12 protein-coding genes are annotated in these 17,149 nt (G+C 53.7%); 7 read left to right on the forward strand and 5 right to left on the reverse strand.

Annotated features, from left to right (window positions below):
- Positions 1-43 precede the first annotated feature (43 nt).
- Complete coding sequence (locus JMJ04_RS07130; protein ID WP_201369833.1) at positions 44-382, reverse strand: J domain-containing protein; 339 nt, start codon at positions 380-382, stop codon at positions 44-46.
- Positions 383-479: 97 nt separating this feature from the next.
- Positions 480-932, reverse strand: a complete 453-nt coding sequence (gene dut, locus JMJ04_RS07135; RefSeq protein ID WP_236037937.1) for a dUTP diphosphatase — start codon at positions 930-932, stop codon at positions 480-482.
- A 436-nt stretch (positions 933-1,368) separates the two neighbouring features.
- On the opposite strand from dut, the gene JMJ04_RS07140 reads away from it, so the two are divergent.
- Entirely contained in the window at positions 1,369-2,175 is an 807-nt protein-coding gene (locus JMJ04_RS07140) for a DedA family protein (protein WP_201369834.1), read from the forward strand.
- Positions 2,176-2,384: 209 nt separating this feature from the next.
- Positions 2,385-3,650, forward strand: coding sequence for a sigma-70 family RNA polymerase sigma factor (locus JMJ04_RS49445; protein ID WP_201369835.1), 1,266 nt, complete (start codon positions 2,385-2,387; stop codon positions 3,648-3,650).
- A 521-nt stretch (positions 3,651-4,171) separates the two neighbouring features.
- On the opposite strand, the gene JMJ04_RS07150 is transcribed toward JMJ04_RS49445, so the two are convergent.
- The 3 genes from JMJ04_RS07150 to JMJ04_RS07160 form a co-directional block, all read right to left on the reverse strand.
- Positions 4,172-6,616, reverse strand: coding sequence for a RelA/SpoT family protein (locus JMJ04_RS07150; RefSeq protein WP_201369836.1), 2,445 nt, complete (start codon positions 6,614-6,616; stop codon positions 4,172-4,174).
- 576 nt (positions 6,617-7,192) lie between these two features.
- Positions 7,193-9,595 (reverse strand): RelA/SpoT family protein, encoded by a 2,403-nt coding sequence (locus JMJ04_RS07155; RefSeq protein WP_201369837.1) that lies wholly within the window; start codon positions 9,593-9,595, stop codon positions 7,193-7,195.
- 821 nt (positions 9,596-10,416) lie between these two features.
- The gene (locus JMJ04_RS07160) at positions 10,417-10,725 is read right to left on the reverse strand and encodes a zinc-ribbon domain containing protein (protein ID WP_201369838.1); all 309 of its coding nucleotides are present in this window, start codon (positions 10,723-10,725) and stop codon (positions 10,417-10,419) included.
- A gap of 635 nt (positions 10,726-11,360) precedes the next feature.
- Between JMJ04_RS07160 and tgt the strand changes: the two genes are divergently transcribed.
- The 5 genes from tgt (at position 11,361) to aroF (ending at position 17,069) form a co-directional block, all read left to right on the forward strand.
- Entirely contained in the window at positions 11,361-12,542 is a 1,182-nt protein-coding gene (tgt, locus tag JMJ04_RS07165) for a tRNA guanosine(34) transglycosylase Tgt (protein ID WP_201369839.1), read from the forward strand.
- Between the two features lie 32 nt (positions 12,543-12,574).
- Positions 12,575-13,405: a lipoate--protein ligase family protein gene (locus JMJ04_RS07170; protein ID WP_201369840.1), complete on the forward strand. Its 831-nt coding sequence runs from the start codon at positions 12,575-12,577 to the stop codon at positions 13,403-13,405.
- A gap of 543 nt (positions 13,406-13,948) precedes the next feature.
- Positions 13,949-14,749, forward strand: a complete 801-nt coding sequence (locus JMJ04_RS07175) for a heme-binding protein (protein WP_201369841.1) — start codon at positions 13,949-13,951, stop codon at positions 14,747-14,749.
- Positions 14,746-15,522 (forward strand): hypothetical protein, encoded by a 777-nt coding sequence (locus tag JMJ04_RS07180; protein WP_201369842.1) that lies wholly within the window; start codon positions 14,746-14,748, stop codon positions 15,520-15,522. Before JMJ04_RS07175 ends, JMJ04_RS07180 begins: the two co-directional genes overlap by 4 nt.
- 476 nt (positions 15,523-15,998) lie before the next feature.
- Complete coding sequence (aroF, locus tag JMJ04_RS07185) at positions 15,999-17,069, forward strand: 3-deoxy-7-phosphoheptulonate synthase (protein WP_201369843.1); 1,071 nt, start codon at positions 15,999-16,001, stop codon at positions 17,067-17,069.
- The last annotated feature ends 80 nt before the right edge of the window (positions 17,070-17,149 follow it).

The raw sequence follows: 17,149 nt of genomic DNA on the forward strand, positions 1-17,149 counted from the left end.
AAATCCTCGACCATCCGGTCCTCTTTGTGTATATCGGCCTATACTACGAGCGACGCATCTCTTTCTTCAGCTCGCGCATAAAGCCTACGACGCCCTGCGACCAGGTCATCTTTTGCGTGCGCTTCATATAATGCTCATGCACAGCTTCCAGTATGCGCAGGTTCCGTATCTCTTCCAGCAATTGGATGTCATAGAGTGCACGCTGCTGGGGATCACTCAAAATACTATACGCTTCATTGAGCACCTTGATACGTGCATCGGAGATGCCCTTATTGATATCGGGATGATGCTGTCGCACCAATCTGCGATAGACTTTTTTAATCTGTTCCGGTGTGGCATCACGCGGAAGGCCCAGAATGGCGTAATAGTTTTGCAGTGGCATAGCTTACTGTGCCTCGATCCAAACTCAAACTAGAGAGCGCCTGTCAACATATGTGGATATCGTAGCATAGTTGAGTCATAATTACCAGGCATACAGCCTAATGCCCGGTACTCCCGAAGCCGCCGCGCGTCTCTCCCATCTCAGCGACTTCGTTCCAGGCAACCTGGGCCACTGGTACAAAGATGCCCTGGGCAATCCGTTCGCCACGCTCTACTGTGACTGCCTCATCCCGAAAATTATAGACCGAGATCAGCAGTTCATCGCCCTCGCCAGAGTAATCCTGATCGATAATGCCCACACCGTTGGGCATGAGCAATCCCTTACGCTTGGCGGTGCTGCTACGCATCGTGAGCATCAGCATATACCCGGGAGGGGTCTGCACGATAACATTTCCTGGCACGCGTCCCAGTTCACGCGGACCAATGGTCACCGTCTCGCGACAAACCAGGTCAAATCCGACTGACCCCGCCGTGGCATATCCAGGCAGGGGCAACGTAGTATCTACACGCTTGATAGCGACTGCCATCAATTGATTAGTGGTTATATTCATAGGCAATATTCTAGAGAATAGCTCTTTGCTCGTCAAGAGAGTATTCGCGCCTGCGGCGCTCAGGGAAAAGATGTGTCTGGTGGTGGGCTGGCTCTGCCAGCCCACCACCAGACACATCTTACTCGAAAGTGGGTTGGCGAGCCAGGACAAATAACATCTTTTCTATTTACGGGCAATGCTTTACAATTGGCAAGAGGTAGAGATGTGAGACACATGTTGAAAGTGGCGTATTGTTAGATATACACAAACGCACATTGATGTCTATGGAAGAGATTGCCCCGGGCGCCTGCGGTGTCTCGATGTTAGCAATCTCTCCGTTATATATTACATCATCGTCTATACGCTGACTCGCATGTGCCATAGCGGCAAGCACAGCCCAGAGTTGGATACATTATGAGCTGGCTCATCCAGTTTCAAAGCAGAAGGGATACTCACTTTGCAAACGCTCCTTCCCCCGCTTCTACTCTTGCTGCAACAGTTCGGGTATCTCGCTCTGTGGTTTTTTATCTTTCTGGCAGCGGCAGGTCTTCCACTCCCCGTTGGCTTAGTCGTCACGTCGGCTGGCGCCTTCGCGGCCCTGGGACGCTTCAACGTTTTCGCTCTCATCTTCATTGTTATCAGCGCCGCTACCTGTGGTGATGCTGTGAGCTACTGGCTGGGTCGGCGAGGTGGAGTCTACCTCTCAGGCTGGATCAAACGCCATCCACACAATCGCATTCTTCCACAACAGACCTTTGAGCGTTCGCATCGCTATTTCCAGCGCCACGGTGGGTGGGCAATCTTTATTACCCGCTTCCTACTCTCTGGACTGGGTGGCTCGGTCAACCTGCTTGCCGGGCTAGAGCTTTATCCCTACGCACGCTTCTTCTGGCCCGACCTGCTCGGCAATATCATCAGTGCGCTGATAGCCATCCCTCTGGGCTTTTTCTTCGGCTCTAACTGGCAACACGTGGCGGATCTACTCAGCGCCTTCTCCCTGCTCGTTACCGTGCTTCTCTGCGTCACGCTGGGCATCTATATCGCCTTTAAATTACTACGTCGCTATGATCTCCTGCCAGCTTTCTCCCTTGTCCGTCGCGAACAACCGCAAGCCCTTCTCACGCTAGAAGCAGGTGGGCCAGATGGCGGCGGATTGGCACCTTCTGTATGTGTCAAACGTATACATAAAAAAGACAAATTTTATACGAGTTTGTACATTTTTGCCAGCCTTTGGCGAAAAAATGAGTCAGAAGGACTAGAATGAAAGGGGGCCATAGGTTATAATTGGATTAGGAATAATTTCCGACCTGGCTTTGTTGCTATCTAGTAGATAGGGTACACATCATTGAATTCCTCCCACTCGGCGCACGGACTCCTTGGTCCGATGAAGGCTCGCTTTCCTGAGTGTAGGACCAGACCGATGAAATATATCTTGCTGCTTAGGATATACCATTTTTTCATGGAGGGCGCACAATGATAGACGTAAAGCGTGCCATGACGGGAAATACGCTTGGTAATACAACTCGTAAGAAACCTGATTCGGATAAGCAGCCGTACGGCACGATGGTCGAGCAGTTGCTTGCAAAGAATCTCCCATATACAACAGTGGAAGTTGGCAGAGAGGATGCACACGACGAGACAGAGTTAGATGATGATCAGCTTGATCTGGATCACGACCTCTCCGACGCCGCTTCTCTCGAATTAGAAGATGAACCGACCCTCACAGAGGATCTTCACGACACTGAAAGTGACGAAGAAGACCATCATGAGGACGTCGACGATTCGCTTCTCACGCTTCCTCCTATGGCACCAGCAGCTTCTCAGCCCGCTGTACGCCGTGGTGCAACTCCACGCCGTCGGCGCTCTGAGGATCAGGAAGAGAATGCGGCCAATGGAGCAGACGCAGGCGAGTCCGATGCTGTCATGACATATCTGCGTGAAATTGGCCGCGTTCCTATGATTACGCACGAGCGTGAGATTGAGCTGGCTCAGCGTATCGAGAGCGGCGACCGCGATGCCATGAAGCAGTTTATCCTGGCCAACCTGCGCCTCGTGGTGAGTATCGCTAAACGCTATGTTGGTCGTGGCCTCACCCTGCTAGACCTGATTCAGGAAGGCAACATTGGTCTGATTCGTGCAGTACAGCGCTATGATTGGCGCCGTGGGCACCGCTTCTCTACCCATGCGACATGGTGGATTCGCCAGGCCATCAGCCGCGCCGTTGCCGATAAAGGGCGCACGATTCGTCTCCCGGTTTATGTCAATACCGCGCTTAACCGCATTCGCCGCGAACGCCAGCGCCTGCTTCAGGAACTGGGTCGTGAGCCAAGTGAGCAAGAGCTGGCCGAGGCTACTGGGCTGGATCCGGTACGCATGATTGAGCTGCAAGCTGCTCCCGGTGCACCAGTCTCTCTTGAGCTTCCCGTAGGCGAAGATGACGACCAGGAACTAGGTGATGTCCTTCCAGATACAGAATCAGCCTCTCCCGAGGATTTAGCCACCACCCAGACCCTGAAGGACGAGGTGCAGCGCGTGCTCGAATCCGTGCTAACCCCCGCGAACAGCTGGTACTTCAGCTCCGCTTTGGCCTGGGCAATGGGCAGGCACATCCTCTTGAGCAGGTCGGCCGCGAGTTGGGTATTACCCGCGAGCGCGTACGCCAGATTGAGGCGGGAGCACTTGCTAAACTTCGCCAGCCACCTGTCCTGGAGCGCTTACGCGGTTAGTACCGCCGCTTGAGCAAAGTGATACAGATGCAAGAAAATCCCCACAAGAGGGGAGTGTGAGTCTTACCTGACCTCTCCTCCTGTGGGGACTTCCTATGTTTTCTACACATCCATACGCATTTTTACCGCTCTTGTCGAGAACACATGCATTTTCTGCCTCTAATTGCTGAGTTCACACCAAAGGGCAAAAGATAGCCATATCTAACAATGTCTCTAATTTACTGAGTTCGCGCACAAGGCCAAAAGATAGCTATATCTAACAATATACAGATTCGGGTCTTTTGCATATAATACATACAGGTTCCTGGTGTACCCTCCATACATTCCTTCTACCAAAACCAAGCTTCATTGTTCAATCCAGAGGTAACTAACACCAGGGACCTGCTTTTTCTCTTCTCTTAGCTCATCAACACATTGCTTCTGCCGCCGTAGGCAGCAAGGGGGAAAAAGAATTTGGGGACACCCCAAAACCCGCAAGGGCTCTGCCCCTTGACCCCGTTCCCCCATTCTTAGACATAAGGTTAGTTATCATGCCTAGGCCTGGGCGTCCGTGACTCTTCTACGCCCCATATCACGCTCTACCTGGAGAATATCCTTGACCTTTTCCAGACGCTTAAAGAGACGTGGCATGATTTCCAGGTCATTAATCTCCAGGGTTGCTGTAATCACGATACGCTCACGATTGTTGGCGTTTGTGCCAATTGAGAGCAAGTTCAGACCATACTCGGAGATAATCGTCGCTATATCCCGAATAAGTCCGGCACGGTCGCGCGCAAAAATGATAATGGGAACGTGATAGCGCGGCTGGCTCATCCCCTGCCAGGTCACCGTAATAAAGCGCTCACCGCTCCGCTCATGCAAACGCATAGCGTTTGGGCAATCCGAGCGATGCACAATGACGCCCTTGCCCCGACTGATAAATCCAACGATCTCGTCCCCAGGCAGAGGGCAACAGCAGTTAGCAAGTCGCGTCAGCAGGCCATCCACGCCCGCGACTTGTAGGTTCACCGCTGGCTGACGACTGGTGGCCGGCAGCGCCAGTTCGCCTGTTTCACCACGCTCGTCCCGGCTCTCTTTCCCCTCGCGTTGCTGGAAGTACTCATGCGCCTTGACCGCAACCCCATGTGGCCGCATATCGTCAGCACCAATCGCCGAGAGGATATCCTCAAACGTGTCCATATGGAGCTCTTGACAGAGCCAGTTCTCCACTTCTTCAGTAATGGCCTCCATGCCTCTCAGGCCAGCAATGGACTTGAGAACCCGGTCCAGGCGTTCACTGCCAATCTGAATGTTGATGTCGCGTTCGTGAATCTTGAGGTAGCGGCGAATCTTGTTGCGTGCAGCCGCTGTTCGTGCGATGTTCAGCCAGTCGCGTGTGGGGTGCGCGGACCGGTTGGTCACGATATCGACGATCTCGCCACTTTTGAGTTCATAATCAAGCGGAACCATGCGTGTGACCAGGCGATCTCCGTCATGTCCTTCAACGTGAGAGATAACCCTTGCACCCGCGCAGCTATCGCCAATTTTGGTGTGAATTCGGTAGGCAAAGTCCAGCGGGGTCGAGCCAACCGGCAGATCCTTGACCTCACCCCTGGGCGTGAATATAAAAATCTGTTCCTCGAACAGGTCATCTTTGACCGCCTCGACAAATTCGGAATCGGTGGCGTTGGCGGCTTTGATCTCGTGCTGCCACTCCGCCAGCTGGTGAATCCAGGTCAAGAGCTCCTTAGCAGTTGAGGAGGCATTATCGCCAATGTCTTTATAGTGCCAGTGCATGGCAACACCATACTCGGCCATCTCATGCATGGCATGGGTACGGATCTGGATCTCCACCAGTTGATCATCCAGGCAGAAGACGGTGGTATGCAGGGCGCGATAGCCGTTGGGCTTGGGATTGGCGATAAAGTCTTTAATACGCCCCTCTTTGGGCTTCCACAGGCTGTGTACATGGCCCAGAGCGATATAACACTCATTGTCGGTGTCGACCAGGATACGAAAGGCGATCAGGTCATGAATCTGCGTGACATCGGCGGCTGCCTTTAACATTTCAAAGTCGCCCCCGGCCTCGCCTGTGCTACGCTCAAGTTTGCGATAGAAACTGTAGTAGCGCTTCACCCGCCCTGAGACCACCGCGTTGACGCCAATGGACGCCATTTCCTGACGCAGCATCTCGCAGACGCTCTCTACATAGGAGCGCCACTGCTTACGTTCGGACTCAACGATTCCCTTCACCCACTGAAACTTATCAGGCTCCAGAATCTGGAAGGCCAGGTCTTCTAGCTCGCCCTCCACGCGCGACATCCCCAGGCGACCTGCCAGCGGCGCATAAATCTCGCGCGTCTCCTCGGCTGTCGCCAGCATCTCCTGCCGATCCCCTTGATACTCTGGGTGGCACATATGGCGCATCACAAAGAGCCTGTATGCTAGCTTTAGCGAGACGACGCGGGGATCTTCCGCCATGGCAACAAACATTTTACGGACCGTTTCAGCCTGCTGGCGGCGCATGGCTTCGCGGACGCGCGGCTTCTTCCCATCACCTGAGGCACTGCTGCTACCTTCTTCGCGCTCGTCATGACTTTTTTTTGCGGCTGAGGTCTGGAGGTTCTGCGCGCTAAGAGCTGCGCTCACTGCCGTCACGCTCTGTTTCTTACGCTCGAGGATGTTGAAGCGCTCCATGCTGCCAACCACGCGGGCCGTTGTGCTGCCCACCCTGTCCTCAACCTCTTCCAGAGTCACAAGATCTGCATCAATAGCCTCAAAGACCAGGCCAGCGGCTACGCCAGCGGCATCCATATGCATGTTAGCAAGAATGGAGGCCACGCCCAACGCATATTCTAGCGGAGGCACCAGGCGCTCGCCAGCCACTACATCGCTACAAACCTCTAGCACCAGTTGGAGCGCTTTCTCCACCATATCTACCTCATCGGTAGACATGTAGGAGCGTATCTGCTGGCGCAGATCTGCTACTGGTGAGGTCAAGTTCTCTTGAGGTGATACGTGTTTCTCTATGTGAATCATTGCCTTCTATCGTTTTACCAGACTACTACCATTCACCCCTTAGAACACTCGACATGGGCGTTATATTTCGCTACACATATCTTTTTTACAAAGGGGACATCAGAGAGCAGTCTGATGAAAACCATCCCTGGTAATATGTACTCTGCTTACTATACGTTTTGTATACCGGGTTGTTGGACGCTGCCACCTACAATATAGGCCATCCACCCCACAAACATCCTACTTCTGTCAACGCATCAACACTTCCATCTGTTCCTACCATAACACAAAACGAGCTAATCTTGGCTAACATGAGACATAACTATGACTTGTGGGCTGGTACCAGACCCATCTTTATACAGCAGAGGGAGAAAGTGCCAGCAATAAGGAACAGCGTCGTTTGTTCGCAAGGAGCAGCAAGTACGCATCTCTTCCTGGCCCAGGAGAGAGAATTACTTCTTCTCCGAAACCCTGAGCGTTTATCCCCGAATGGGGGCGAAGCGCTAGTCACGCGAGTGGCACGTGCCCCGAATGGGGGTTGGGTTTCGGAATAAGATCTTAGTGGGCGTTAAGCGCACGCTCCACACTGACGACATTCTTTACCTGGCGCAGGCGACGCAAGATGCGCTCAATCTGATCCAACACGCCTTCAGTGGCCATGACTTCTAATGTCGCTGTAATCACTGCTTTGTGGACAGAGGGGTTCGTAGTGGATGTGACCGTGGTCATATTGACGCCCGCGTCGGCGACAACAGCCGCAACGTCACGTAAGAGGCCTGAGCGATCATGCGCTACGATGGTAATAGGCGAGAGATAGGTCTCTGGTTCAATCTGCAACCAGTTGAGCTCAATGACGGCCTTCGCACTTTCTCGATGGCGTCTGACGCGCGTACAATCACTGCGATGGACATACATTCCCTTACTGGGGTTGAGCATCCCAACAATTTCGTCGCCGGGCAGAGGACAACAACATTGGGCGAGTTTGACGACCGCGCTCCCTTCGCTCTCCTTGCTCGTATGCTGGTTCGCGCCCTCGCCATGCGTTAGCTCATTTACCTGGCGCACCAGGGGGAGCAGATGTAACATGACATCTTCCACCTGCAGATCCTCACGCCCAATTGCAATATAGATATCATCGCGATTAGCGTACTTGCGCAGATCGCCCGTTTTATCCTCGTTGCGGGCCTGGTTGAGCAATTCCTCAACGGGGGCATTCAGCCCAACGGCACCGGCGGTCTTTAAGGCCAGGTCGAGCCGCTCTTTGCCGAGTTGGAGATTGATCTCGCGCTCATAGGTCTTCAGGTAGCGGCGAATCTTGTTGCGCGCCGCGGCTGTCCGCGCAAAACTGAGCCAGTCGCGTGTGGGGTGGACAGTGCGGTTGACCATGATGTCCACGATCTCGCCGCCCTTAAGCTCATAGTCCAGGGGTACCAGGCGCGTCACCAGGCGTCCGCTGTCATCTGTATTGGTAATGATGCGCGCGCCCGCACAGTGGTCACCAATATCGGTATGGATACGATACGCCATATCCAAAGGAGTCGAACCACGAGGCAAATCTTTGACCTCACCTTTAGGCGTAAAGACAAAGATCTGCTCCTGAAAGATGTCGCCCTTGACGGCCTCCACGAATTCGTCCGCACTCTGGGGAAGTTCGCGTTGCCATTGCCGCAACTGCTCAATCCAGGCCACCATCTCTTTGTAGGAGAGCTTCCAGCTATGAGGCGAGGGATCCTCCTTCACCATCCGGTCTTTGAGGTACCAGTAATTGGCGATGCCATACTCGGCGGTACGTTGCATATCGTGTGTGCGAATCTGAATCTCCGCCAGGCGGTTATCAAAGCAGAAAACAGTGGTATGCAGCGATTGATAGCCATTAAGCTTGGGCGTGGCGATAAAGTCTTTAATGCGTCCATCCTTGGGTCGCCAGAGGGCATGAATATGCCCGAGCGCCAGGTAACACTCGTTATCGGTATGCACCAGGATGCGGAAGGAGACCAGGTCGTGTAGCTGACTGAGATCCGCGCCAGAGGGCTGTCCAGAGACATATCCGAGCTTGCGGTTGATGCTCGCCAGGTGCTTCTGCCAGGCCTGTATCTCAGCCTGAATGCCCGCGCGCTGCATTTCCTCGCGCAAGATGCGGCCGACCTCGTCGATAAAGGGCATTCGCCGCTGTACCTCTTCCTCCACCTCGTGTTTGAGCCAGGCATAGCGCTCCGGGTCCTGGTAACTTAGAACCAGGTCCTCTAGCTCAGCCTGCACCTGCATCATGCCCAACCGGCGCGCTAGAGGCGCGTAGATCTCGCTGGTCTCGCGCGTCTTACTCTGCTGTTGCACGGTCGACATCGCAGCCAGGGTCCGCATATTATGGATACGGTCGGCAAGTTTGAGCACAACGACACGAGGATCTTCCGCCATGGCTAAGAGCATCTTCCGCACCGTCTCGGTCTTCTCACGACGCTTATCTACAACCGAGAGCGTCTGCTGCACAGGCTCTGCTGGCTCCTGGTCTGGCGCGTTATCGAGCGATTGAGCAGCCTTATTCGGCTTGCCCGCCAGGGCATCAAACTTTGTCACTCCATCAACGATATTCGCCACTTGCTGGCCAAACTGCTCAGTCAGGTCATCCAGTGAGTAGTCGGTATCCTCCACAACATCGTGTAGCAGGGCCGCCATAATGCCTTCAGCATCGATACGCATACCTGCCAGCAGGAGCGCCACCTCAAGAGGGTGCTGAATATAGGGTTCGCCCGACTTCCTTACTACACCCTTGTGTGCATGTTTCGCCAGTTCATAGGCATGACGTATTCGCTCTAGATCCGCATCCGCCAGGTACTGGTGAGCTTCATCTAGCAGATCTTCGATTGTCATCTGTGACGGTGCAAGATTCGTCTGCGGCTCCCCTGTTTTCAGGATGGTCGTCTGTTGCGAATCTTCGATGCTTCTCTCAAAGTTGGTAGCCATGTAATCTTACGTCATACCTTTCAATTGAGCACAGTTGTCAGTCCCTCTACCGCGGACTGTTTCAGGCTAGCTTCGGCATAGATCCCGACTGCCTTTGACTCAATCCGTTGCCGTCCCCATGTCACACTATTCGGGATAGCGTCACCTTTCTCTCCCCTTGCATCCTGGTATTGGAATGTCCTACGCAACGGCATAAAATACTAGTAAAAAGAGGGAGAGAAGGCATCTCCCGAGGTGCTTCGTGGTTTATTGTTCTATTTCACCAGCAAAGCCACATAGCCTGGCTTTGCCTCCACATAAGACACCCCTAAGCGATGCCTCCTCTTCCAGGTAGGACATTTCTGCCTATGAGTTAAACAGGTTATTACTTTATTATAAGGTGCTATATTCCCCTGTCAAGCGAGGACTCCGTTTTCACTTCATAATTAAAAACGCACACATCGATTTTGCCAGGGCACAGGAGAGGAGAGGAAAAGCCTCATTGTATTACATTGTATTACGTTTAAACACGCCTGGACGTCACCATATTCCGCCAATTATACGACTACTTATTTCCATTGTACCAACCTGGTAGTTAGTTTCTTTCATAGAAAAAGCCAGAGGCTAAGCAAAGAACACATCTTTGCTTAGCCTCTGATTACTTGTGAGCGAAAAACGAGAGTTCCGGTCAGATAAGATTTCTATGTCTGGCCTTAGTTCCAGGGCTTGAGCAACCTGGCGGGCGTCGTCGAAACAACGTATACCAGGCCGACAAGCTTCTTTCCTAAGAGCGATAGTGGCTCTTCTCTTGCAAACGCTCGCTTCTTCATTGTGCGCTGCTTTTAGCTGTGGGCTGCACCACGAACTTTGTCAAAGCAGGAGCTACAATAGACGGGGCGATCCTTGGTAGGAAGGAAGGGCACCTGGGTCTCCGCACCACACTCGGCACAAATAACAGGATGCATTTCTCGCGGGGCGCGCTCAGAACGACCGGTTGAACCCACAGAGTTGCGACGCGCCTCACGGCAGGGACGACAGCGACTCGGCTGATTCATCAGGCCTTTTTGCTGGTAAAACTCTTGCTCTCCGGCGGTGAACAGGAAATCATTTCCGCAATCACGGCACTTCAGGGTTTTGTCATCGAAGCTCAACTAGGACCTCCTTAGTGAATAGAAGAATGGTAAACCTCCAGGTCCTTCTCCTAGCGGATGTCACCAGCCATTCTTTCCCCTTACCAGCGAGGGAAGTATGTAACTCTGGACGAGCACCGTACGCGAGACCGAGATGGATACCGGAAAACAGCATACACTATCTTTTGTTGATTTTCAAGAGTTTTACGCCGATTCTGTACATATCTCTTCATATTTTTATGTATATTTTATATCTTGCCATTTTTCATACATTTTTATCTCTCTTTTTTGCTTGCTATGTGGCTTTTTATCAGCTCCTTCACTTCTCGCCACTACGTGGCTCGCGGGGTAATAAGTTGTGTGATCCTGCCGGGGTTGCCTTCGGCAACCCCGGCAGGATCACACAACTTATTTGGCTATAAGTCGTAAACCAGCAGTTCCACAACTTTTTTGGATATAGGTCGTAAGTCAGCAGTTCCATAACTTTTTTGGATGTAATCAGGCAGTACGTGGGGGTTGCTCTTGACCTTTATGAGACAATAGACAGCGAACTTTTAAGCGCTGTGTGCATAGATTCAGGTTTTTCTTTGTGCATTGCATATCATGGTATTCCGCCTTTAATTATATATTAGTATTTCTCTTTGGGTTTAAAGCTGATGTCACAATTTACGTTTACTATTGATACCGAGTGCTCTGAGAGCTGGGCGCGTGCCGGTACGATTCAGACTCCTCATGGCACGATCCAGACGCCGATCTTTATGCCTGTTGGCACACAGGCGACCGTCAAGAGCGTCTCTCCAGAAGAATTACGCGAGGTCGGCGCTCAGATTATTCTCTCCAATACCTATCACCTGATGCTGCGGCCCGGCTCTGAACTCATCGATTCTTTTGGCGGACTGCATGCATTTATGCGCTGGGATGGCCCAATTCTGACGGATAGCGGTGGCTTTCAGGTTTGGAGCCTGGGACACCTGCGTAAGCTGAGCGAGGAGGGAGTCCTTTTCAAGTCGCACCTGGATGGCTCACCGCAGTTTCTCACGCCTGAGAGTGTAATGCGCATCGAGGCGGAGTTGGGGTCCGATATCATTCTCCCTCTGGATATCTGTGCGCCCTTTCCCTGCACACCCAAAGAGGCCCGAGAGGCCATGGAACGTACGCATCGCTGGGAGGAGCGTGCCCTGGTCGCGAAAGAACGCTATCGCCCAGAACAGACGCTCTTTGGTATCGTTCAGGGGGCCTTTGAGCCCGAGCTACGCCAAGAGAGCGCACGTGTAATTGGCTCAATGCCCTTCCCCGGTCTCTCGATTGGCGGCCTCTCAGTTGGCGAACCCAAAACCAAGATGTGGGAGATGTTGCGCGCAACTACGCCCGCGCTTCCACGCGAGAAACCACGTCACCTGCTGGGCGTCGGCTCGCCTGAAGACCTGGTTGAGTGCGTCGGGCTGGGCATGGATATGTTCGACTGCGTTCTGCCCACTCGCGTCGCTCGCCACGGCGGTCTCTTTACCCGCGATGGGCGCGTGAATATCAAGTCCGCCCGCTTTAAGCGAGCAACTGGCCCGATTGAGGAGGGCTGTGACTGCTACACCTGTCGCAACTATAGCGCAGCCTATGTGCATCATCTTATCCGTGCTGAGGAGCAGCTCTACTACCGTCTGGGAACCATCCATAACCTGCGCTTCATGCTGCGCCTGGCCGCTGACCTGCGCGCATCCATTCTCGATGGCAGCTATCCCGTCTTCCGCGAGACCTTCCTGGCACGTTATCAGCCAGCCTCAGAGACGGTACGCGAGCAGCAGCGCGAAAAATGGAAGGCGGCCCGCGAGCGCCAGTCCTGAGCCTGAAAACCCTGGAGGAGATGTCGAGTCTTATGTCAGCAACCACTTATCGCTTTATTCATACAGGTGTGCAGGATGCAGCCTTGAACATGGCCATTGATGAGGCCATCCTCCTACATCACATTGAGGAGAAGGTCCCGCCCACGCTGCGCGTCTTCCAATGGAAGCAGCCAGCCATTAGCCTGGGACGCTTCCAGAATGTTGAGCGCGAAATTGAGCAGGAGGTCTGCGCGCGCGAGAATGTGGCCCTGGTTCGCCGTCCTACAGGCGGGAGAGCCGTCTATCATCGTGATGAGTTTACTTATAGTATCACCATAGGGAAGCGCGAGGGCGTGCCATCTGGAGTCGTGGCGGCCTATGCCTACCTCCTGCAAGGGCTTATTCAAGCGCTACAACATCTCGGCCTCAACGCAATCATCAGCGATGAGCGGGTCAGTAAAACGCCCTCGGCGGCCTGCTTTGCCTCTTCTACGCAGGCCGATTTGACAGTCGATGGCTTTAAACTGATTGGCAGCGCTCAGGTGTGGAAAGAGGCTTCGCTCCTCCAACAGGGCTCACTCCCGCTGGGTGACCGCGCAGCCGAGTTTTTCTCGCTCCTGCGCTTCCCTTCTGAAGAGGCTCGATCCCAGGCCCTGGCCCAGTACAATACGAAAACAGCTCCCCTCCATGCCTTCGCCCCACAGGCAACCTGGGGCGAGGTCGCGCAGGCTTTTCGCCTGGGCTTCAGCTCCTTCCTGGAGCATGAGTTTGTACCTGGCGAGCTCTTATCCTCTGAGTGGGACATGGCCCGGCAGCTCGTGGCCGAGAAATATAATCACCTCACCTGGCGCAAAGAGAAAGTCACGCTCATCGAGCATCTATAAGACCTCTCGTGCCTGCGGCGCTCGCCGCGGTTAGTGATATGTGCATGTGAATTGGCAGCCGCAGGCTGCCAATTCACATGCACATATCACTAACCAGAAATAACTCGCACACGGGTTAAACCAACTCTTTATGACTTCTGACCTATTGCTTCTCAACTTCTCAAGGTAAAGAGCCGAAAAAGAAAGTCAGAGGGTGTCACTGCCTGCCGCCTTGCCTGTTGTACACATTGCATGGATACACGTGGTGCGGTACAATAGTCCAGATACGGACTGACTGGAACTTTTCCGGGTCAAAGCATACACCGGGCCAGAAAAAAAGCGCCAGCCTACATGCTTGCATTGCTTGCATCAACGCCAGCCAGATACAGAGCTACAAGAGTAGCGACATGGTACGAGAGCGCCAACACGAAACCTGGCAAGCCTGGACTTGTATCAGCATATGAAACATTATCAACATTAGATGCCATCCACGCCTGGGGCGCGGCACACCAGCACCAGTCCTGCACATATTTGTTTCATCTAATAGTAAGGAGTTTCTTGGCTGTGAGCATCTCTATCGACATCGCACGGAAAATTTTGGAAGCGAGCAAGCAACGCGCACGCGAGTTACGCAGTCCTGTCAGCATTGCCATTGTGGATGCTGGTGGTCACCTGGTACTCTTTGAGCGTATGATGTCGCCTTATGGCTGGGCTACTGGGAATATCAGTATCGCCAAGGCGAGTACCGCCGTGATGTTCAACCAATCAACCGACTCTGTCGCGCAGTGGGGGTCTTCTATTCCAGGTTTTGCCTCTAGCCTGGCCGAGATGACTCACGGAAATTTCATCATGGCCGCGGGTGGCTGGCCAATCCGCGTAAACGGCGCGACCGTTGGCGGCATCGGTGTAAGCGGTGGCAACGCTCCTGGTCGCGATGATGAGATCGCTCGCGCTGGTCTCGTGGTTGTCGAAGCCCCACGCCAGGCTCCGCCGCAGCCATATGTGCCACCACAGCCACAACAGCAACCTTCGTTCTCAGGCCTGGCTCCACAGTCCCCGGCTTCATCATTCTACGCTCGCGGTGCAGCGCCTCAACAGCCACAGCAGACGCCTTCCTATACGGCGCCTTCCGCAAGCTATCCAGTCCAGCCAGCTCCTGAGTCCGCTCCCCGAGAGCCAAACTACAGCGAAAACGTCAATTATGCTGAACGACCTGCTGTAAGCGAGCAAAAGTCCTTCCCACAGGAACAAGTAGGACAGGAACAATACCGAAACGAAGAGACAGCTAAGGCTGACCCCTTCCCATTTCAAGACACCACGCGTGAGGAACAACCTCAGGCAGAACAACCAGGAGACCAATCATGAGTCAGGATTACCAGGATTACAAAGTGAGCACCAGCCGGCGCAGGAGGAACCGCGTACCACGCAACCGTCCCGTCCTCGTCACCAATGATGAGCAGCTAAACTCTGTGGGAGAAGAAACTCTCGCCGAGGAAGGTAACACGCCAGTTGAGAGTTCCGTGGCCCTTGCGGAGAACGAGGCGTCAGGCAGCGAGGTCAAGCCTCGACGCAGCTTCTTCTCACGCGTTGGCAAACGCGAAGAGGAGGCCACGTCGAAAGAGGATGTGTCTCGTGCACGCCTGGCGCGTGCGACACGTGGCAAGGCTGGCGAGGAGGCTACAGGCGATGAGAAGCCAAAGGCCGTCAAGCCCACGGCGCGTCCACGCTCGACACCACCTGCTGGCGGCTTTAAGACTCGCTGGATTATTGGTATGGCCATCTACCTGCTGGCAGCGAACTTTGTAGGCTTGTTTGAGCAACAGGCCGTACATAGCCTGGGCATTGAGCGCCAGTGGGCGCAGTTTAATCTCTTTGGTCTGCCAATGAATATCACGACGTCAACGGCGCTCTACCTGGCTACCCTGGTCATCCTCCTGGTCGTACTGGCGCGCTACGACTTCATTCCACGTAGCCTGGGCGGTTCCTCGGCTGCGAATAACAAATCTGCCGCCAAAAAGCCTGCCCGGTCCGCGGAACCCAGGGCGCCCCAGCCAACCATTCGCCAGGGCGTCAGTGGCGAGGCTGATGATCTCTACCACGCCTACCGCTCCGGTCAGCGCCGAGCTAAAAAGCGCTAACAGCATTACACCTTCACGTCAAACAAAAAGAAGTGTTCTCCTGCTCACGAGGAGGAGAACACTTCTTTTTGCCACTAAGATCACAGGACCCTTGACTTTTTGTATGCATCCCCCTTATAATGCTTAATAAGCCACTTTGAGAATACTCAGCGGCCCAGAGAAGACAACACAACCACATCTAAACGGTGAGAAGAAAAATGCTCAGTGCAACGTGTAAATGCGCACAACTGAATAACAGCTATTTTTATTACTGGTTTAGCCCTCCAGCATGATGGTGGGCCACTTTGGCTGAGCAAAAAAACCACCAGCATGCTGGACGAGCAGAGGAAAAATCCTCTGCTTTTTTGTTTCCTAAAAAAGCTCATCAAGTCAAGCACAAATAGTTACTTCTTATCCGAAAACCCTGAGCGCGAAGCGCTAGGCACGCCAGTGACGTTGGGTTTCGGAATAAGATCTTACAGAAAGGTTTACGAATCATGATCATCACCATTAGTAACCAGGCTTCAAGTGAAGAACGCGCCCAGCTGATGTCACTTTTATGTCGCATCACAGCAAGTCGCATGCCCCTGGCGACCACCCACATCTCCGGACGTGAAGTGATCGCCCTTGATAACACTGTTCTCGATGCTCAGTCCCAGCAACTCCTCCTCCAACAACCCGCAGTTACCGAACTTCTCCCCATGAAAACCTCCTACCAACTCGTTAGCCGCTCCTTTCAACCAGCCGACACCCGCATCCTCATTGGCACAGGTCATGCCTGCACCCCGATTACAGTTGGTGGCCCATCCGCATCTCCGGTCATCATAGCGGGACCCTGCGCAGTAGAGAGCCGCGAGCAGCTTCTCACCACCGCGCATGCCGTGAAGGCCGCTGGTGCTAATATCCTCCGTGGCGGGGCCTTCAAACCACGCACCTCCCCCTACCAGTTCCAGGGACTGGGTATTGAGGGTTTGCAGCTGCTGGCTGAGGCTCGCGAGCAGACTGGCCTCCCCATCGTCACAGAGGTCATGGAGACCGAGATGGTGGATACCGTGGCTGAATACTCAGATATCCTTCAGATTGGCGCCCGCAACGTGCAAAACTACGCTCTCCTGCGGGCGGCTGGTAAGCATTCGGCTAAGCGTCCAGTTTTGCTCAAACGTGGTCTGGCCTCCACGGTGGAAGAATGGTTGCTGGCCGCCGAGTACATTGTCGCCGCGGGCAATCCTAACGTGATTCTTTGCGAGCGAGGCATTCGTAGCTATGATCCACAGACGCGTAATGTGCTGGACCTGACCTGCGTACCGCTAATACAGGAGTTGACACACCTGCCTATCCTGGTTGATCCCAGTCATGCCACCGGGCGACGCGAGCTGGTACCCGCCATGTCGCGCGCAAGCATTGCCGCGGGCGCCCAGGGATTAATCATCGAGACCCATTGCGATCCCAGCACGGCACTCTGCGATGGTCGCCAGTCGATCACGCCCGAACAACTGGCACGCATCGTCGCTGAGACCCGAGCGCTTTCGCATCTCATGCAGGGGAGCGAACTCGTGCAGGTCGCCTAAAAAGCACTCGTCAACGCCTGCTGATTTGCCTATCGACTCACCAAAACAGGTATGCTATACTTTCCAATGTACGTAGAAAG

This window comes from Ktedonobacter robiniae (assembly GCF_016587375.1).
In the GTDB taxonomy this organism is placed as follows: Bacteria; Chloroflexota; Ktedonobacteria; order Ktedonobacterales; family Ktedonobacteraceae; genus Ktedonobacter; species Ktedonobacter robiniae.